22 protein-coding genes are annotated in these 17,665 nt (G+C 37.2%); 10 read left to right on the forward strand and 12 right to left on the reverse strand.

The genetic code is table 11. From position 1 onward, the window contains the following. The first annotated feature begins 37 nt into the window (after nucleotides 1–37). The 4 genes from IGI88_RS11080 to IGI88_RS11095 all read left to right on the forward strand — a co-directional run bounded on the left by IGI88_RS11080 (nucleotide 38) and on the right by IGI88_RS11095 (nucleotide 3,226). Complete coding sequence (locus IGI88_RS11080) at nucleotides 38–2,185, forward strand: DUF3991 domain-containing protein (protein WP_429960487.1); 2,148 nt, start codon at nucleotides 38–40, stop codon at nucleotides 2,183–2,185. A gap of 12 nt (nucleotides 2,186–2,197) precedes the next feature. Continuing rightward, entirely contained in the window at nucleotides 2,198–2,647 is a 450-nt protein-coding gene (locus tag IGI88_RS11085; protein ID WP_429960488.1) for a single-stranded DNA-binding protein, read from the forward strand. A gap of 79 nt (nucleotides 2,648–2,726) precedes the next feature. Beyond that, complete coding sequence (gene relB, locus IGI88_RS11090; protein ID WP_086333152.1) at nucleotides 2,727–2,954, forward strand: type II toxin-antitoxin system RelB family antitoxin; 228 nt, start codon at nucleotides 2,727–2,729, stop codon at nucleotides 2,952–2,954. Nucleotides 2,955–2,956: 2 nt separating this feature from the next. Then, entirely contained in the window at nucleotides 2,957–3,226 is a 270-nt protein-coding gene (locus IGI88_RS11095; protein WP_086333153.1) for a type II toxin-antitoxin system RelE family toxin, read from the forward strand. Nucleotides 3,227–3,774: 548 nt separating this feature from the next. On the opposite strand, the gene IGI88_RS11100 is transcribed toward IGI88_RS11095, so the two are convergent. Both IGI88_RS11100 and IGI88_RS11105 read right to left on the reverse strand, forming a co-directional pair. Continuing rightward, complete coding sequence (locus tag IGI88_RS11100) at nucleotides 3,775–4,071, reverse strand: hypothetical protein (RefSeq protein ID WP_429960489.1); 297 nt, start codon at nucleotides 4,069–4,071, stop codon at nucleotides 3,775–3,777. Further along, on the reverse strand, nucleotides 4,052–6,094 hold the full coding sequence (locus tag IGI88_RS11105; RefSeq protein WP_429960490.1) for a PHP domain-containing protein: 2,043 nt from the start codon (nucleotides 6,092–6,094) through the stop codon (nucleotides 4,052–4,054). Before IGI88_RS11105 ends, IGI88_RS11100 begins: the two co-directional genes overlap by 20 nt. Before the next feature lie 153 nt (nucleotides 6,095–6,247). Here IGI88_RS11105 and IGI88_RS11110 point away from each other — a divergent pair, with 153 nt between their 5' ends. From IGI88_RS11110 to IGI88_RS11120, 3 genes are all read left to right on the forward strand, one after another. Then, nucleotides 6,248–8,239 carry an ATP-dependent DNA helicase gene (locus tag IGI88_RS11110; protein WP_429960491.1) on the forward strand — a complete coding sequence of 664 codons (1,992 nt, stop codon included), beginning with the start codon at nucleotides 6,248–6,250 and terminating at the stop codon, nucleotides 8,237–8,239. A 769-nt stretch (nucleotides 8,240–9,008) separates the two neighbouring features. Beyond that, complete coding sequence (relB, locus tag IGI88_RS11115) at nucleotides 9,009–9,242, forward strand: type II toxin-antitoxin system RelB family antitoxin (RefSeq protein ID WP_429960492.1); 234 nt, start codon at nucleotides 9,009–9,011, stop codon at nucleotides 9,240–9,242. Further along, complete coding sequence (locus IGI88_RS11120; protein WP_429960493.1) at nucleotides 9,232–9,501, forward strand: type II toxin-antitoxin system RelE family toxin; 270 nt, start codon at nucleotides 9,232–9,234, stop codon at nucleotides 9,499–9,501. Before relB (IGI88_RS11115) ends, IGI88_RS11120 begins: the two co-directional genes overlap by 11 nt. Nucleotides 9,502–9,553: 52 nt before the next feature. Here IGI88_RS11120 and IGI88_RS11125 read toward each other — a convergent pair whose 3' ends face one another. The 10 genes from IGI88_RS11125 to IGI88_RS11170 form a co-directional block, all read right to left on the reverse strand. Beyond that, a complete protein-coding gene (locus IGI88_RS11125) occupies nucleotides 9,554–10,021 on the reverse strand; it encodes a hypothetical protein (RefSeq protein WP_429960494.1) in 468 nt (155 codons plus the stop codon). A gap of 121 nt (nucleotides 10,022–10,142) precedes the next feature. Then, on the reverse strand, nucleotides 10,143–10,751 hold the full coding sequence (locus IGI88_RS11130) for an N-6 DNA methylase (RefSeq protein ID WP_429960495.1): 609 nt from the start codon (nucleotides 10,749–10,751) through the stop codon (nucleotides 10,143–10,145). A 571-nt stretch (nucleotides 10,752–11,322) separates the two neighbouring features. After that, on the reverse strand, nucleotides 11,323–11,730 hold the full coding sequence (locus IGI88_RS11135; RefSeq protein ID WP_086333064.1) for a hypothetical protein: 408 nt from the start codon (nucleotides 11,728–11,730) through the stop codon (nucleotides 11,323–11,325). Between the two features lie 4 nt (nucleotides 11,731–11,734). Continuing rightward, a complete protein-coding gene (locus IGI88_RS11140; RefSeq protein WP_429960496.1) occupies nucleotides 11,735–12,073 on the reverse strand; it encodes a hypothetical protein in 339 nt (112 codons plus the stop codon). 1 nt (nucleotide 12,074) lies between these two features. Next, on the reverse strand, nucleotides 12,075–12,506 hold the full coding sequence (locus IGI88_RS11145; RefSeq protein WP_429960497.1) for a hypothetical protein: 432 nt from the start codon (nucleotides 12,504–12,506) through the stop codon (nucleotides 12,075–12,077). A gap of 565 nt (nucleotides 12,507–13,071) precedes the next feature. Further along, nucleotides 13,072–13,437, reverse strand: coding sequence for a type II toxin-antitoxin system PemK/MazF family toxin (locus IGI88_RS11150; RefSeq protein WP_016609834.1), 366 nt, complete (start codon nucleotides 13,435–13,437; stop codon nucleotides 13,072–13,074). After that, nucleotides 13,427–13,657, reverse strand: coding sequence for a type II toxin-antitoxin system PemI/MazE family antitoxin (gene mazE / locus IGI88_RS11155; protein ID WP_016619898.1), 231 nt, complete (start codon nucleotides 13,655–13,657; stop codon nucleotides 13,427–13,429). Before mazE ends, IGI88_RS11150 begins: the two co-directional genes overlap by 11 nt. A gap of 77 nt (nucleotides 13,658–13,734) precedes the next feature. After that, nucleotides 13,735–14,265, reverse strand: coding sequence for a hypothetical protein (locus tag IGI88_RS11160; RefSeq protein ID WP_429960498.1), 531 nt, complete (start codon nucleotides 14,263–14,265; stop codon nucleotides 13,735–13,737). A gap of 581 nt (nucleotides 14,266–14,846) precedes the next feature. Beyond that, a complete protein-coding gene (locus IGI88_RS11165) occupies nucleotides 14,847–15,308 on the reverse strand; it encodes a hypothetical protein (RefSeq protein WP_429960499.1) in 462 nt (153 codons plus the stop codon). Then, nucleotides 15,301–15,795: a hypothetical protein gene (locus tag IGI88_RS11170; protein WP_429960500.1), complete on the reverse strand. Its 495-nt coding sequence runs from the start codon at nucleotides 15,793–15,795 to the stop codon at nucleotides 15,301–15,303. The genes IGI88_RS11165 and IGI88_RS11170 overlap by 8 nt, the downstream gene beginning before the upstream one ends. A gap of 588 nt (nucleotides 15,796–16,383) precedes the next feature. On the opposite strand from IGI88_RS11170, the gene IGI88_RS11175 reads away from it, so the two are divergent. From IGI88_RS11175 to IGI88_RS11185, 3 genes are read left to right on the forward strand one after another with little or no spacing between them, the layout of a single operon-like run. Then, the gene (locus IGI88_RS11175; protein ID WP_429960501.1) at nucleotides 16,384–16,812 is read left to right on the forward strand and encodes a helix-turn-helix domain-containing protein; all 429 of its coding nucleotides are present in this window, start codon (nucleotides 16,384–16,386) and stop codon (nucleotides 16,810–16,812) included. 3 nt (nucleotides 16,813–16,815) lie between these two features. Further along, nucleotides 16,816–17,061 carry a hypothetical protein gene (locus IGI88_RS11180; RefSeq protein WP_429960502.1) on the forward strand — a complete coding sequence of 82 codons (246 nt, stop codon included), beginning with the start codon at nucleotides 16,816–16,818 and terminating at the stop codon, nucleotides 17,059–17,061. Between the two features lie 46 nt (nucleotides 17,062–17,107). After that, nucleotides 17,108–17,344, forward strand: coding sequence for a DUF6075 family protein (locus tag IGI88_RS11185; protein ID WP_429960503.1), 237 nt, complete (start codon nucleotides 17,108–17,110; stop codon nucleotides 17,342–17,344). Nucleotides 17,345–17,665: the final 321 nt, after the last annotated feature.

Consider the following 17,665-nt stretch of genomic DNA (forward strand, 5'->3'; position numbering starts at 1 on the left):
GGTAGCCTCTTTTCTATGTGTTAAAAGGAGGAACTATATGAGTACACAAGAAAAGAAACGAACGAGAATTTACTCCAAAGCAGAGATTAAAAAAGCAAGCTTGGTCGATATCGTCAGTTACATTCAAGCACACGGTTCTGGCGAGTTAGAAGGTCATGGCCGCTACTTGAAGTACCATGTGAACGGGCATGACTCCTTAATTATTGATCAGAAAAAAAATTACTTTTTTCATAATAGTATTGGACGTGGGGACAACATTCTTTCTTTGCTTACACAGTATGAAGGCTATTCCTTTCAAAATGCGGTTGGCTTTCTTCTTGGAGAAGAGCTTGAAGCACACAAGGGGTACGATGAACCAGAAGAAAATAAAGGTCCTTATAAACATGCGTATGAGGCAGCCGATTCTACAGAAAAAGTAAGGCACTATTTGGAAAATATACGCGGGATCGATCGGGAAATTATTACGTACTTAATCGATAATGATTACTTGATTCAAGATAAAAAATACGGAAGTGCGGTTTTAAATTGGAAACAGTATGGACTGGCACAAGAGAAGATCGTTGGTGCAACGAGTATCGTCATTCGAGCCAAGATCACGGATTCGCCCCGTAAGTATATTGGAGAAAATTCCGAGAAACATTATGGGTTTAACATTACTCTTGGTGAACCAAAAGCCATCTACTTCTTTGAGGCAGGCATCGATTTACTCAGCTATTGGTCGCTGCATAAGGACCTGACGGATTGCCGCTTAGTTTGTTTAGAGGGTCGGAAGGAAAAAACAGTCGTTAAAATGATCCAAGAAGGCTACCAAACCTTTGAGACCCTTCCCAAAAATGGCATTTTCTATGGGGTAGACAATGATCCAGCGGGTCAGTCTTTCTACAGTAAATGCGATAAAAAAATCAATATCAAGCAAGAGGTCGGCACTGATACGCTGATTATTAATCAAGCCTTGAATCCTTATGACCATCAAGTCCAACAAGAGATAATTGACCAGGTCAACCAGGCAGCTACCATCCACGGTGTAGATCCGTACCTACTCCTAACGATCCAAAAGATTGAGAATAATCTAACAGACACGAACAAAATTTCAAATGACTGGAAAGCCTACGGTTACTTTGCTAAAACCCCTAAGAGTCATGCCAAAGAAGAAACGATCGACCTGACTGATGCCTTAGATACCCTTTGTAAGGACATTAATGAAAAGCATGTAACACTTGAATCGATTGCCGATTTATACCTGGAGAATAAACCGTCAGGATTAGAGCAGCAGCTGCTTCAGAGTCGAGGGAACGAGCTGTATTCGACGTACGCGAATGATCAAATGGAGATTGTTCATGAAGTCAGCAAGGATTGGAACGATTTTTTAAAAGAGCAACGCTCAGAAGGATTGATCACGGAACATACGCCTCTGGTCATTCAAGAGCCAGTCGATCAGGTGAATCGAAGAAGTATCAACCAATTCAAGTATTACTTAACCGATAAGAAAGACAATGTTGAAATGAAAGCATTGTTGGTGGATCAGTACAGTATAAACCCCAAAATCGTCGATGCGCTTTATAAAAAAGGATTGATGCGTCAGGATATCCATGACCGGATCGTCTTTTTGTGGAACGATCAAGGGCGCGTCACAGGCGGCCAATTGCGGGGAACCTTCCAAAGCAAAGAGTTTGGCAAGCTTGGCTATGAACAAAAGATAATGGACTTTTCAGCGGAAGGCTATGGGTTCAACGTAAGTTTGGGAACACCTCAAAGTATCCATTTCTTTCAGTCGCCTGAAGACTTGTTGGCTTACTGGACGTTGAATATCGATCAAGTAAAAGACACGATCCTCTTTGCTTTATCAGATGGCCAAGCCGAACATGTCGTTGATAATATCAATAATAAACTTCAGGCAGGGCATAAAATCCAACAAGTAACGTTTTGTGTCGGAAACAATAAACAAGCACTTGAGTTGTTGGATAAAGTCGCTCAACTAAAAACATTCAACCAGCAGACGTTGTCGCTTCAGACCGAACTTGGATCCGATATTGCCTTTCAGTCCGAACGGCCAAAGATCGGGATTAACTGGATCAATGAATTGATCGCAAAAAAGGACCGGGACCGGGAAGTCAATGCGGTTAAGCAAAAGCAACAACGAACCGCTGCTCCCCAAAAAGTAGAACAACACTATGCACGATCCTAAGGAGGAAAACAAATGAATCGATTTACTGGCGTTGGACGGCTCGTCCAACAACCAATCGTAAATGAACTCAAGTCTGGCCTTTCAGTCGCAAATTTCAAAGTGGCCATCCGAAGAGGGTATAAAGATAAAACTGGCAAGGAAGTCACTGACTATCTTCCCTGTATTGCCTGGAGAAAGACAGCAGAATATATTGGGAAGTATGTATCTAAAGGGGTTCTTGTCAGTATCGAGGGTAGAAACGAGACGAGAAGCTATAAAAAAAATGATCAAACCATTTCTGTGATGGAAATCAACGTAGAAACAATCAAGCTACTGGAGTCTAAAGAGGTGGTAGAAACGCGAAGACAGCGGCAGGCTGAAAATGCGAACCCAACAGGGGAGTTACCTGAAGATGGCAGCTACAGTGCCTTTGAAAGTGAATATGAATCAATTCTTGTAGATCCAAATGACTTACCTTTTTGACAAAATATGAACACAAATGTGTTTACACACAATTGTGTTCATGCTATAATTGAGTCAGAAGCAAAGGAGGCGGTAGAATATGGCAACTATAACTGTACGTGTTTCAGATGAAGAAAAAATGTTTCTGGATCATATGGCCAATTTTGAAGGAAAAAGCTTATCTGACTTAATGAAAACAAAGACGCTAGAATCTTTAGAAGATGCATACGACGCTAAAATTGGAGATCTTGCCTATGAAGAATACTTGAAAGATAAAAAATCTAATCCATTATCTAAGTTACTAGAAGAATATGGAATGGTGGATTAGTAATGACGTATTCTTTAGAAACGACGACTCGCTTTGACAAACAACTAAAAAAACTGGATCGTTTTGAAGCAATCACTATTTTGAAATGGTTATCGAAGAATATTGATGGTACAAGTGATCCAAGGAAAACAGGAAAAGCTTTAGTAGGTAATCATGCTGGTAAATGGCGCTATCGAATTGGGAACTATCGCGTTATCGTAAAAATAGATGACGATCAAATGATCATATTAGCATTGGAAGTCGGTCACCGGAGAGGAATATACTCGAAATAAAAAGTAGTATCCTGGTTAGGATACTACTTTTTTCGTTGGAAATTTTTCATAATCGTGCGATCTTTGCCTTCAAAATTCAATAACGATCTACTTTTAAAATGTTAGCCCCCCTAAATTTACCAAACTGGAAAATACCGTTGAGATTACCTTTCAGTGTTCCGATAATAAGGAATCGTCAATTTTATTAATGTTTTTTTTGGCATTATTTTTTAATGGAGTAGACAGGTCTATCCCTTTGTCTAAAAGTCATTCTTGCGTCTTTGAGTTAATATATCTTTTGTCCCCTAATAATTTCTCAATTGGACAATCAGAAGCAAGTGTTTCAGCCATATTCACATCGTGAACGGAGGCCTTAGTGACTGTAAAAGTCAAAGGAAACAAGTTTTTGGTCAACATATGGCGTTAATCTTCAATCCGTAAACATGTTGTTTTTTTAGTTAAGGTGTATCCAATATCAGCTACTTCAGATAACAATTATAGGCTTCGATATTCAGAGAAAAGAGGGCTGGAAATTTTTACCCACCTTTTTTAAATGGTTGAAAGCTATACTACTTAGTTGAATATTTTTGTAACGCAGTGGCAAATTGCTGATTAACACTATCTTGAATATTTTCTTTATCTTTTATAAGCTCAAGTAATTTATCATAAATGCTCTTGTAAATTATTTTATGAACACCGTGTTGCAAAGTTTTTTCCGAGAATTCATCCATGTCAAACTCAGTTTCAGTCGAAATTACTAAAGAAATCAAATTAAATATATCTTCTTTAGTAATTTTGTCTATCATAATCATGTCATTCTCTCTAAGAAAGAACCCTTGATTATTTTCAATTTTCAAGTATTTCATAAGTATCTCTCCTTGCTTTGTAAGTTTGCTCCCCAGCTTCAAGACAATCTAATTGAATAGAGAGGTTACTAACTGATTTACCGTTATACGAGTGTAACAGTTTATCAGTGGGATATCCATAGTATATATTAAAATGTGCTTTGCCATCTTGGACATTTCTTTCTGTGTGTAAAATAAAATCAGGTTTTATAGAAGCCCCTATTGTATTATTGTGTGTTGAAACAAAGACAGGTATGTGAGTAGAGATATCTTGTAGAACAGAATTTATTTTCTTATTCAAAAACATATTGTCAAAAGATGATTCTGGTTCATCGATAAGAAGCAGATCATATTTTAAGGCATCCTCAATTTTTCTAAGAAAATTGTATTCGGCACGTTGGCCTCCAGAAACAGGATTCATGTCTTGATTCAATATTTCTACTTGTATTTTAACAAAATATTTTACAAAATCAGCCTGCTCCAACTCATTTTTCTTTTTTAATGATTGAAGATAAGTAAAAGGCTGATCATAGGTTTTGAAAACTTCTGTAAACGAAGTTTTTCTTTTAATTATATCAAGAACTTCTTTTGCACCTTTAAATGGTCGTTTTGATTTTCTGATTGTAAAATCATAAATTTCAGTTTGCTCTAACGTCTTTGCTTTCTGTAGTTCTTTGGTCAAATTATTGAAATTATCTATCATTAAAATTTCTTTTGCAATATTGGTAAAATCAATATCTGTAATACGTTGAATCCTTGTTTTTAATTGTAAAGTACCTTGTATATCGGAGACCAGAGAATTTGTTTTATCTTTAATCAGGTTGTTTAGATAAATTCTCCTATATTCATCTACTAGTCTGTTTAATAAGTTGATTAAAGAATGTGTAGGTAATTCTTCGCTGATCAGTACAGAGTATTCTTGATTATCTAAAATAATTTGTACAGATTTGATTAATTCTTCAAGTGTTTTTAAGGTTTTTGACTTATATGGTGTTTCTGAAAAAAGTAATGCTTTTGCAAAAGAGTCTTTCTTTTCGGTATTTTCAGCATTTTTGATTAAAGATTTTAAGTATTTATTCAAATTAGAATCAGTTTGCTTAGGATCAATTTTCAAAACTAATTTCAAAATATCATTAAATTCTTTTAAGAAATTTTCCGTAAAAAGGCTTTCATCTTTTAAAAGTTGTCTATTAAAATTTTCTTTTGATTCATCATCACTTCTTTCGACCAACTCAAATTGACGTATATATTTAGTGTTGCTTGTAGAGCTAGCAATATCTGTTAATAAATGGGTCTTTCCCGATGAACGCTTACCCATCAATACGTTTAAGCCTGTGGATGCAACAATTTTTTCAGTTAAATCAAAAAGATTTTTTCCTTCTTTTAAAGACAATGCAACTTTGTTCTTATCAGATAAAGCATATTTTAAAGCAGATAATGTAATTTCGGATATATTGACATAAGTTTGTTGCATGCTAAAGTTTTCTAAATCATCCGAGATTCTTTGGTCGCTAAAATAGACAGGTGTCAATTCATTCTCTTTGTTTAGAAGTTCAACAAATTTTCGAACAGAGCTAACTTCACCTGCTGTAATCTTTGAATGAGAACTCAAAGCAGTTATAGCAGAATCAGGTAATTCGGGTGATTTCATATAATGTGGGATTAATAAATATTTTTTCAAATTGGGGATGGGAAAAACACTACAGAACTCTTCTAAGCTTAATGAAGAGTTTTGGTTCACTATATATTTTTTGAGGTTTTGGCATTCATTTGAAAGCTCTTGAATACTGGATGGGGTATTATCCGCTATTAATAAAGTATGACCATTTACAAGGTCAATTTCCACACCAGGAAAAACAGGGATAGCTAGTTCCTTTTTTATTAAGTTAAACTGGTCAATATCAAAAACATTATGATTTGTTATCGCTATTGCATCAAGGTTCCTCACTAAAACATACTCTTTCAATTTATCGATGGAAAAAGAAAAACTCTTTGAATCGCTAATTGTACTTAAAGTATGAATATGTAAATCTATTTTTTTCAAGATTATCCTCTCACTTCACTTTATAATTGATATAGTAAAATTATACCTCAAAAGTACTCTGGTTTGTTCATTTTTTTAAATGAGCAACAAACGAAGAACGTACGTTCTTTATTTGTGATATACTAGATTACAAAAGAACGGAGGGATGTTTTATTGAGAGATGTAATAGCTGATGATGTAACTGAAACAATATTTAATGTTATTGATGAGATTCCAACATGGGGATTTGAACAAAGAGAAGCGCAAGAAGATATGATGTTAAATATTATTGAATCATATAAAGACCAAAATAATTTGTTACTTGAGGCTGGAGTTGGTATAGGGAAATCATTATCATACTTGATTCCTGGCATATTACTATCGGGATTAACAAGAAAACCTATAGTAGTGGCTACTTCGTCAATACAACTAACTGAACAATTATCTCAGGATATTGATTTAGCAGGAAAAATTTTGAATACGGAAGTGGACAAGGTGATCGGAAAAGGTCAAAAAAATTATCCCTGCCTTAAAAGAGCTTCAAATTATTATAGTAAGATTTATGGTGATTCTCATGAAGATTATAAAACGTTCATTGATAGTATAGGGAGTGGAGTAGATAAACAAAATCCCAAAACATTAAAGATTAAGGACTGGGACAACATAAATGTTGATGGGTGCGGATACAGTTCATGCCAACTTAGGTTAGATTGCTATTTTTATCAAACACGAAATGAGTTGAAAGCAGGAAATCGTCAAGAGAAATATTTTTCGAGGAGTATTCCAAAAGTAATTGTTGTTAATCAAGACTTATTAATTAGTCACCTTTTCAAAATGAATAGGACTGGGAGAGGTATACTATATCCGGAACCTTGTTTAATGGTTATTGATGAGATTCACAATATTGAAGAAAAGACAAGAAATGCTCTCACAAAAGAGATGAACAAACAATTTATTAGTTCTATTTTAATAGATTATAAATATCTTATTAATCAGACTTCAGAAAGTACAATGTCTATAAAAGATGGAGAAGCTTGCTTTAATGAAGTTTTTACAATTTTTGAAGAGATTACACAAAATCTGATTTCTGAAATAAGTAAGAAAGATTATGAAGGGAATTTTGATCGTCTCTTTGTTGATAGTGGAGATAAAGAGCAATGTTCCAGAGTAATTCACAATATAGAAAAATGTATGGAAAATGCAGATATTGCTGTCACAATAAAGTCAAATGATCGTTTGGATAATCTCTATGAAGAGTTATGTGAAAAATTTAAAGAGTTAATTGAGTTTTTCAAAAGTTATGGAGAAATATCGACTAGAAATTTGTTGTGGGGCGCTATGAGTTCAAAAAATAAAAATGCAGTAATAAGCTATTGTCCTAAAAAAATTGATCAAGTATTAAAACAAATAATTTTTGATAAAAGATATCCTACGGTGGGTTTATCAGCTACTATAACTGTAAAAAACGAAAATAGAGATTCATATGAATATATTGTAAAAAATATTGGTTTTTCTGGAGAAACTGATGAAGTTCGTCATTCTCCATTCAAGTATGAAAATAGTAGACTTTTTATTCCTAAATCACTGCCTGATTACTCATTGAGGGATGAAAAATATTTTATTTCAATTGCTAATCTTTTAAAAGGAACGATCGAAAATAATACTGGTGGTAACTTAGTTCTATTTACAGCTAAAGAAGACTTGAAAAATGTTGGAGCAATATTAAAGAAAAAGGTCTCAGGTCCGGTCTATGAGGATGGCGGTATTTTGAGTCAAAAAGAAATTTTAGAGAAGTTTAAAAGTACTGGTGGAGTTATTTTAGGTACAGGCGTATTTTGGGAAGGGATTGATTTGAAAGGGGATTTATTGACCAATGTTGTTATAGTACGCCTACCATTCCCTGTACCAGATCCTATAATTGATTATAAAATTAAGAAATTAGATAATAACTCTGATAAAGTTTTGCTGCCGGAAATGATTACGAAGTTGAAACAAGGGAGTGGACGCCTAATTAGATCAATGGAAGATGTTGGTTCGCTAACAATTTTGGACTCAAGATTGAATTCTCTTAACTACAAACACAAGCAACTTATCTTTGATTCTTTACCAATAAAACATAAGATTACTGAATACAGAGAATTGAGGCATTTTCAAAAAAGTATTTAAGTACTTGAAATTAAAGATTACTATTGAATGGAATAGATGGGTGAAAATTATTCGCCTGTTTTAATTTTAGGTGCTGTATCGAGATGACTAAGGAATATGGCGGAAAAATGGTATATGGAACATCCAAATGAAAATGTGCGGTAGGAATCCGAACAAAATTTATCAATAGTTAGTTTATATGTATAGATTGCATGTAGAAAATCTTATTTAACAGCATTTCTATATAAAATTTAAGTGTACTTAAAATTTACAGGTCTTAATCAAGAAAATACTCATATTAATTTATTACCGCACTATTTCGTACGGATGTTCATGCTCCCCTTCTTTGAGCTAGACATCGATTTACTCAGATAGTGTTCGCTGCATAAGAATCTGATGGATTGCCGCTTAGTTTGTTTAGAGAGGCGGAAACAAAAAACAGTTGTAAAAATGATACAAGAAGGCTATTAATATTTTGAAACCCTTTCTAAAAACGGGTTTTATATGGGATGGACAATGATCTAACAGTTCAGACTTTCTATGGAACATGCAATAAAATCAATATCAAGAAAGACGTCGTAGAAACGCGAAGACAGCGTCAGGCTGGAAATCTCACCCAGCAGATGAGTTACTTAAAGACTGCAGTTACAGTGCCTTTGAAAGTGAATATGAATCAATTCTTGTAGATCCAAACGGCTTACCGTTCTAAAAAAAGTACTAACAACGTATAGACAAAAGGTGTTTTAGTTAGTACAATGTAATTACAAAAGAAAAATAGGAGGTCCTATCTATGTCCCAATCAACGATTACTTTTAGAATACCGGATGATGAAAAAGCGTTGGTAGCTGAATATGCAAAAGCGCATAACTCGTCATTAACGGAGCTATACAGAACCGCAGTACTTGATAAAATTGAAGATGAGCTTGATTTAAAACAATTGAAAGATGCAATGGCTCTTTCTAAGGAGAAAGAAGAGGTCGGTATTTCTCAATCTGCCATGGAGAAATTGTTGGATGAAGTATAGGGTTTTATATATGCCACAGGCACAAAAGCAACTAAAAAAAATGGACCGAAACCAAGCAATAATTATAGTTGCTTGGATCAGAAAAAACTTAGAAGGAACAACTAATCCACGTCAATACGGAAAAGGACTTGTTGGAAATAGAAGTGGTGAATGGCGCTATCGTATAGGGAATTACCGGATACTAGCAAATATAAATGAATCTGACATAGTGATAGAAATATTTTCGATTGGTCACAGAAGCATTATCTATAAAAAATAATACTAGTTCATCATTTTAGATAAAACAAAAAAGTAGTATCCTGCTTAGGATACTACTTTTTTCGCTGAAATTCTTTCATAACCATGCGATCTTTGCCTTCTAAAAAACTTTGAAAGTCGATCAGTTCCGTGCGTTTTTTCTTTAAAACAGAGTCTTGCATTGATTTGGGATAGGTGCCTTCTCGTTCAAAAATCAGATTCTCAATCACATAAATTTTTTTGACAAGGTGATCCAGCTTTTGATCTTCATTCGCGCGAAAAGCCGTATCCTTGGCTTTTCGTGCGATTTTTAACAGATAGTATAACGTTAGGGTCTTTTCTTGCATCAAATCCAGCGTCCCACGTTGTAATACCTCATTCTCGTTTTCGAGGATGGGCAGTTCTTCCGGAATTTGAGAGGCTCTCCTGTGATCTGTAGAAACTTCTGAAGGGGAAAACCCCATTTGACAAAAGTCGCACATCAAATGGCTTGTTAGGGGCGTTCCGCAATATTTGCAGGTGTATACCGTTGTTTCATCCATTTTGATTTCTCCTTTAGAATAAGTATTGGATTTACGTGGCTATAGATTCTTCCCTTTTAGTATAACTTACCAGCAGTTTGGGTTAAATAGTTCGGCCAAAAAGGATTGAAAAAGGAGTATGCTAGGTTGAATAAACCTCATTTGTCAGTGTGTTCTTTACCTGGCATTTCGCTTTGATCCCAAGAATAGACAGTTGAACGTAACACATTAATAGGCACGTTTGATCCAAATCTTCACAATGGATGGTTAGTTTTGTCTGACTGTTGTACTCTTTATCTTTCAAAGCTGAGGCTAATGCGATTATCATGGATCCCGATCCGCAACAAGGTTCATAATAATGAATGCGGCCCTTCTCTTCAATCTCGGCTATTATTGAAGGTAGGCTGAGTTCTGCCATCAGTCTAGCCACATGATTTGGTGTAAAACACTGGCCCATCGTTTTATTGGCCAAACTAAGCTCCATGTAAATTTCTCCTAACCAGTCAATGGTTTCTGATTCCATAGCATTGACTAGAAGGTCAAGGCATTCACTGAAGGTTACAGCTTGTACCGTTGTGTACTTGGCTATTGTCTGAAGATATAAGGCCTCTCGTTCTTTCTGGTGCTTACGATCAAGTGTATTTGACAACGTATAGGCCATAAGGTGGATCCAGTCGTTAAATACCCCACCAATTGAATTCTTTCCTGTGATCGATTGCAGCTTATTGATGATTTCATTCTTTTTGTTCATAAATTGACCTCCTTCAGAAAGGTTTTTGCCTTTCATTGATTTGATGTATTTTTCTTTGATGCAGAAGATGGATCATACCTGGAATGAGCGACAAGGGCATACAGATGGACCAGCTTTAGCTGGATCCAGATGTTGTGTATTTACCCTTGTCGGTTGAATGGAAGGTATGGTAAAAGGCGGTGGAACCGCCGTTCTTCTCAAAGAAAAATTGAATCGATGAAAGGTGGAGACCTGGAAGGTCGGTGCGCGACGTAGGAGCGCTAAAGTGAAGGCGAAAGCCTGAGAGGCCGTTGGAAACGGCCGGAAAGTGTGCGCAGCACACGCCAGGGGGACCCGACGATCGGCGATCGGTGGGGGAAAAGCGGGCGGCGCCCGCGTTCCTCTTTAATAAACGTCAGCTGTGGCAACAGCTGGCTGAATTTGTCCATATAGCGAAGCGTCAAAGGAAGAGAGCGCAGTCGAAGATGATACGAAGCGAATGACTGCATATGGACAAATTCACTACAAATTGCGCCAGCAATTTGTTTCCAAAAAGCAGGCAAGAATAGGTTTCCCTATTCTTGTTTGCTTTTTACGCAGTTCGAATCAAGCCACCAAATATTGGTTTGAAACCAATGAGTCCAAATTCTGAGTATTCGGGAATATCCAAATTGAAAACATAGGACATTTGAAAGCCTTCATTGAGTTCTTTCCAATCGCCGGACCATTCTTCTTCTCGGTTTGAAACATAGAAGAGAGAAAGCATTCTGCCGATGTCTGTGTGGCTTAAAATAGCGTAATACACGAGGTAGTCGTGCTTTTCTTCAAACTCTGCGACCAATTGCTTAAAGCTATTATCTAGCCAATAATTTCCTCCACGTAAAGAATAGGAAACCAAGTCAGCTTGTTCGAATTGTTGAATCGTATCGTCAATGATACCGAGGGCTTTCATACGCTTGATTGCTTCTTTTTTGTATCGTTGTTTTTGTTCGTTTTTCATGGTTTTACACTCCTTCGTAATGTGTTAAAAAGCTGAGAAAGAATCCTAAAGCAACCGCCATAGGCGGGATATCTTTACAAGCTTCAACAAAATCGGCACTAGCCAGATAATCAAATTCATATTCACCTGTTTGAGCATTAACATTCACTTTTTTACCGAAGTTGCATTCGACTTCAGCCGGACCATACATTTTGTTTACCCAAACTTGGAGAGCAAAGGCTTTATTTTGGACTTCAAGAATGTCATGACCGGTTTCGTATTTTTCAAGATTGGGAGAATCTGTTAAGGAAGAAAGTAGTTCATTGTCCATGATTTCTAGGATGAAACAATTAGTCAAGTTCATTTTAGTCGTCCTCTCTTTCGGTGAATGAGTAGAAAGCTCCGTTTACTTTTATTGTTTCAAAATAGTCCAACCATTGGCTATCCGTTGTTTTTGCTTTCTTGTCGTCATTAAATCTTTGCCATGTAAGTTCTAACGCTTGATACTCATCTGGCTTAATCGTGCTAGGTTTGATTCCTTTATCAATACACACTAAAGCTTGAAATAGCCATTTCGGGTTTGCCTTCTTTAGCTGTTCAATCGTTCGATAGTAAGTGTCAATCAGATTAAGCTCAACACTGCTTTCAATCATTTCTTCTTGGGCCATATCCAATAATTTTTTATAGTGCTTTTTAGGGACACGTGTTTCGTTATAAGCGAACGTCATATCCTCCATTTTTTGCGCCATTTTGTCTTTAGGCAACCGTGAAAATTCTTCATAATACGTTTGTGGCATGGTTTGACCTCCTACAGAAAGGGTTTGCCTTTCTTTTTTTATATTTTCTTTTGACAGAAAAGATGGATCACTCCTGGAGTGAGCAACAAGGGCTTACAGATGGACCAGCTTCAGCTGGATCCAGCTGTTGTGTATTTACCCTTGTTGGTTGAATGGAAGGTGTGATAGAAGGCGGTGGAACCGCCGTTCTTTTCAAAAGAAAAAATAAATGGAAGGCAGAGATCCCGTTCTGTGGGGGGGGCGCGACGTAGGAGCGCTAAGGTGAAGGCGATAGCCTGAGAGGCCGTTGGAAACGGCCGGGAAGTGTGCGTAGCACACGCTAGGGGGACCCGACGATCGTCGATCGGTGGGGGAAAAGCGGGCGTCGCCCGCGTTCCTCTTTAATAAACGTCAGCTGTGATAACAGCTGGCTGAATTTGTCCATATAGCGTAGCGTCAAAGGAAGAGAGCGCAGTCGAAGACGGTACGGAGCGAATGACTGTATATGGACAAATTCACTACAAATTGCGCCAGCAATTTGTCTCCTGAAAGGACAAAAAAATAACCATTCTATTACCTAGAATGGCTAAAGAGGAAAGGAAAAGTTTTTGAGAAATCTTTGCGCAATATCAAAGAATAGTTCTTCGTCAAGGGTATCGACGTACTTAACGTTTCGGTTGGCTGCTTGGGTGTAATCAAGTGAAAATACTTGTAGTGTGTTTACTTTACTTGGCTTCGAATCATTTGATTTGAGCTTATCACTCTGAATAGGAACAAGAAAAGGACGCTCTTTGTCACTTGTTGTGATTGGACAAACGATAATCAAATTCGTTGCAGAGTTATACGTATCTTTGCTTAAAACTAATGCAGGACGTCGTTTCTTGACTTCATAGCCTTTTGAGGGCTCAAAATCAAGAATAACAATGTCACGTTGGCGTGGCTTATAATTCATTCAGTTCGCCTCCCTGCGGCGTGTAATCGATCGCTAATTCAGGAAGAGAGAACTCACCTTCTTTGGCAGTTTCAAAAAAATCTTCAACTTTGGGAATGAGAGCGACCGTTCCGTTTTCTTTTCTGATAATTAGAAATTCTTCACCTTCTTTAAGTCCTAGCTTTGCAGGAATTGTAATGACAAGAGAATTTCCTTGTTTTCTGGTTTTTGTAGAAGTCATAAAGCATTCCTCCTTTTACAGAAAGTATACCACGTAATTACGTGGTAATACAATCTGAAAGGTTCCTTGTCTTATTCTCAAAAATATACCTTGACGTCATTCAGTGGACTTCTTGAGTGTCGAATATCGCGGATATTCTCTTTGATTAATCGTTTAGCGATAATTGCTCTTAATGCAGTGAAAAGAACGTATAACGGGGTTTCGTCAAGATTTTTACTACCTGGTTTTCCAATAGTATAGAATGCCAACAAAGAATTGATGCTAGTTTTGTGTGAATCGAGCATAAATGGGGTATCCAATGAATCTTTGTCATTTATATGTTTTTCAAGCAGATAGTCCAACCAATGCGTGTTAGAATTGCACTTGTCATAAACCTTTCTACCTTCAATTATTTCTTCAAATGAAGCGTGGAAGGGAACTTGGTAGAGCCAGTTTGGAGAAATAATCAAGCCCCGCTTTCTTAATAAATCAAAGAGTTGAGCGCCTGATATGACATGGGATATTTCGTAAAGTGGTAAATCTAAATAATGATTGATGGACAAGCTCCTTAAGTAATTGTCTGCTTGCATGGAAAGTTCCAAATATCCTTGAATTTTATTGTCTCGCATGAGAGTGCCTCCTTCAGAAAGGTTTTTGCCTTTCATTGATTTGATGTATTTTTCTTTGATGCAGAAGATGGATCATACCTGGAATGAGCGACAAGGGCTTACAGATGGACCAGCTTCAGCTGGATCCAACTGTTGTGCATTTACCCTTGTCGATTGAATGGAAGGTATGATATAAGGCGACAGCGGAGCCGTTCTTCTCAAAGAAAAATTGAATCGATGAAAGGTGGAGACCTGGAAGGTCGGTGCGCGACGTAGGAGTGCTAAAGCGAAGGCGTCAGCCTGAGAGGCCGTTGGAAACGGCCGGAAAGTGTGCGTAGCACACGCCAGGGGGACCCGACGATCGTCGATCGGTGGGGGAAAAGCGGGCGTCGCCCGCGTTCCTCATTAATAAACGTCAGCTGTGGTAACAGCTGGCTGAATTTGTCTATATAGCGTAGCGTCAAAGGAAGAGAGCGCAGTCGAAGACGGTCCGAAGCCAATGACTGTATATGGACAAATTCACTACAAATTGCGCCAGCAATTTGTCTCCAAAAAAGCAACAAGAAATGAGTCATTTGGTGACACACTTCTTGTTGCTTTTTTTAATCAATGTTCAGAAAGGACTCATATTCCGATTCTCGTTCTTCTATAAACTCGTCGTCTTCGTCATAAAAATAATAATAGTCAATCTCTTTACAGGTATCTGTAACGACTTCTCCATTTTTAATCACATAATACTCAGAAAACCCACACCCTAGTTCCAATGACTTAATGGTGATTTCGAGATTCAATTCTTTTGATATTGAGACAAGGTTTATCGCCCAGTTTGAATGATCGTCGATGAAACATAACTGAACACTCCAAGCGCAGTACCCGTCAATCCATAGGTTTGTTTCGTCTGAAAGGTACAATAGCGCTTCATAAGTTCTGTAAAAGTTACTAGCTATGGAAATTGATGCCCCTGTATTTGATCTTGATTGTGGTACCTGCATAAGTTGTAATAGCTTCTTGATTGATTGTTCGCTACCAGTAATTCTCAAATTAAAATCGCAAAAATTAGCCAATGAGATCACTCCATTCTTGAAAGTGATCAATTACTTGATTGTCTACAACTTCTAAATAGCCAAAATCGCTAAATTCTTCTCCACGATAAGCTACTGCTCCGTTTACTACGTAATTATTTGGCTTTAGAATTCGTTCAATTAGGTATTGTATCCATTCAATATAACAATAAAACTTTTCATTTGTATCCCACTCAAGCGTTTGATTGTCCTCAGCTAGCAGCCATTGGCACCAAAGTCCAGGTTGCGTAGATGGTGGTTGATTATAATCGAGAACGGTATCTAATTCGCATTCTTGTCCGTATCGACCGTCGTCGACGCAGAAAAATTCACCGTCCACGCCACAATCACCATAGCCTTTTTGAATGAGTTGCTCGTTATCCCTTTTCATTCTTCTAGTGGTTGCTAAACCTCTTAGCAGTTCGGCTATTTCGTCAGTGACTGGACGGTCAATCTGAAAAGCCCCTATAAAATCTGTGTGATAACCCATAAATTGTTCCTCCTATAAATGATTTTCGATTTCAAAGGACTTCCTTTAGAAAGAGTTTGTCTTTTCTGTAGGGTCTTTTCCTTTGATGCGTTGAATGAATCACAGATGGAAGAGAAAACAAGGACGAAGAGCTGCACGATCTTTAGATCGATTCAGCTCTCGTGTATTTAATCCTTGTTTGAACTGAGTAGCTGTGATAAAAGGCAACGTCGTTGCCGTTTCAACCAAAGGAAAAGGGTCAGGAAGGAAGAGAACTCGATCGAAAGGAACGGGGCCGCTGTAAGCGGCCTAAAAGTGTGCGTAGCACACGCAGGGGGACCCGACAATCGCAGATTGTTGGGGGAAAAGCGGGCGTCGCCCGCGTTCCTCTTAAATAAAGGGGAGCTGTGGTAACAGCTGCCTGAATTTGTCCATATAGCAAAGCGTCAAAGGAAGAGAGCGTAGTCAAGGACGGTACGAAGCGAATGACTGTATATGGACAAATTCATAGCAAGTTGTGTGCAACTTGTATCAAAAAATGGTTTTAGTCTAACACGATAAAGGGTATAATTGATTTATACACTTTATCGTGTTAAGGGGGATGAGCGCTTGAGTGTTCATAAATATGATTTAATGAGTGATGAACTAATGACAGCTCCAGAGGCTTCAAGAAAATGGGGTTATGAGGAAAGCTATGTTCGCCAAATGATTAAGAAGTATCCGAAAAGAATTCCTGCAGGCGAGATACGCAAGTTCGGAAAAACCCTGGTGATAACGTCAGAAGGTATGGAAAAATTGACTGGACGATCTCTAAAGGAATATTGGTACTTTTACATTGAAAAGCAACAAATGATCTTCAAGGAAGTGAAATATGAATCTTATGAAGACGCCTTAGAAAGACTCGTGAATGAAATGAAGGGTCAAGGAAGCGTAACGGATGTCCCTGAAGCAATGGATGACCATAGTGAGCGTATAGGAATTAAATTGGAAAATGGATCCATATTATTTATTACAAAGAAACGACAGGAGATGAACTAAGGAATGGCTGAAGAGAGAAAATGTTACGGTGGTCAATGGAAAATACCAATAACGCCATACAATCGGCGCTTATACTGGCCGCCTAGTTGGATCCAATGTGATTGCGGTGAGTTAGCAAAACAAGTTTATGTAAGGAAAGGTGACTTTTTGTATCCTAATGGTCATTACTTATGTAAAGCATGTCAACGAGAATACCAGAAAGTCGATGGAAGAGATCACTTTATCCTGGTCCAACAGAATGAAATTTGAATAATCACTGAAGGAATGGTCAAAACCAATTAAAGGAGGAAAAACAATGGGTGAGTTATTTCTGAACAAGGAACACATTGCCAGGTTTAATTTTATGATGGATGAGTTGAGCTTTACAGATCTTCGAGATCCTTACTGGCGTAGTTTAGTTTTTATCTTTTCTGGTGATGAAAGATTATTTAACCAACGTCGCTCGTTGGTTAATTTTGTTAAACAAGAAATCAATAGTGATCTATGGTTTGATGGCACATTATCTGGTGGGGGCAACGACTGGTTGCTTTAGCCTATAACTTGTTTACAAATCAAGATTTCTACGAATTCGAAGATGGTAAGAGGTACAATATATCACCATTAGAAATCTTTTCTGGTGTTGATGAGGTTGGTTACCAGTTGGCCAAGAATGCGATTGATGTGAGACTTCAGTATTTTTAATTTATATTTTACCCGATTAGTGATCGATAAAAGATACTAAAGATCATATGTAAAATGCTATATTAAATATAAATAGATTATTTAAATTGAAATCAATGACTGGATTTCTCCCAGATAGATTAGTTGAACATTCTTTCTAATATTTTTATATCAAAGGAAACGATTAGTTTAC

Source organism: Enterococcus sp. AZ179 (genome assembly GCF_050498885.1).
In the GTDB taxonomy this organism is placed as follows: Bacteria; Bacillota; Bacilli; order Lactobacillales; family Enterococcaceae; genus Enterococcus_D; species Enterococcus_D entomosocium.

Bases quoted from the DNA above. Each gene is read 5' to 3' on its own strand.
- IGI88_RS11080 (WP_429960487.1), top strand. From the start codon at position 38: ATGAGTACACAAGAAAAGAAACGAACGAGAATTTACTCCAAAGCAGAG.
- IGI88_RS11085 (WP_429960488.1), top strand. From the start codon at position 2,198: ATGAATCGATTTACTGGCGTTGGACGGCTCGTCCAACAACCAATCGTA.
- relB (WP_086333152.1), top strand. From the start codon at position 2,727: ATGGCAACTATAACTGTACGTGTTTCAGATGAAGAAAAAATGTTTCTG.
- IGI88_RS11095 (WP_086333153.1), top strand. From the start codon at position 2,957: ATGACGTATTCTTTAGAAACGACGACTCGCTTTGACAAACAACTAAAA.
- IGI88_RS11100 (WP_429960489.1), bottom strand. From the start codon at position 4,071: ATGAAATACTTGAAAATTGAAAATAATCAAGGGTTCTTTCTTAGAGAG.
- relB (WP_429960492.1), top strand. From the start codon at position 9,009: ATGTCCCAATCAACGATTACTTTTAGAATACCGGATGATGAAAAAGCG.
- IGI88_RS11120 (WP_429960493.1), top strand. From the start codon at position 9,232: ATGAAGTATAGGGTTTTATATATGCCACAGGCACAAAAGCAACTAAAA.
- IGI88_RS11125 (WP_429960494.1), bottom strand. From the start codon at position 10,021: ATGGATGAAACAACGGTATACACCTGCAAATATTGCGGAACGCCCCTA.
- IGI88_RS11130 (WP_429960495.1), bottom strand. From the start codon at position 10,751: ATGAACAAAAAGAATGAAATCATCAATAAGCTGCAATCGATCACAGGA.
- IGI88_RS11135 (WP_086333064.1), bottom strand. From the start codon at position 11,730: ATGAAAAACGAACAAAAACAACGATACAAAAAAGAAGCAATCAAGCGT.
- IGI88_RS11140 (WP_429960496.1), bottom strand. From the start codon at position 12,073: ATGAACTTGACTAATTGTTTCATCCTAGAAATCATGGACAATGAACTA.
- IGI88_RS11145 (WP_429960497.1), bottom strand. From the start codon at position 12,506: ATGCCACAAACGTATTATGAAGAATTTTCACGGTTGCCTAAAGACAAA.
- IGI88_RS11150 (WP_016609834.1), bottom strand. From the start codon at position 13,437: ATGAATTATAAGCCACGCCAACGTGACATTGTTATTCTTGATTTTGAG.
- mazE (WP_016619898.1), bottom strand. From the start codon at position 13,657: ATGACTTCTACAAAAACCAGAAAACAAGGAAATTCTCTTGTCATTACA.
- IGI88_RS11160 (WP_429960498.1), bottom strand. From the start codon at position 14,265: ATGCGAGACAATAAAATTCAAGGATATTTGGAACTTTCCATGCAAGCA.
- IGI88_RS11170 (WP_429960500.1), bottom strand. From the start codon at position 15,795: ATGGGTTATCACACAGATTTTATAGGGGCTTTTCAGATTGACCGTCCA.
- IGI88_RS11180 (WP_429960502.1), top strand. From the start codon at position 16,816: ATGGCTGAAGAGAGAAAATGTTACGGTGGTCAATGGAAAATACCAATA.
- IGI88_RS11185 (WP_429960503.1), top strand. From the start codon at position 17,108: ATGGGTGAGTTATTTCTGAACAAGGAACACATTGCCAGGTTTAATTTT.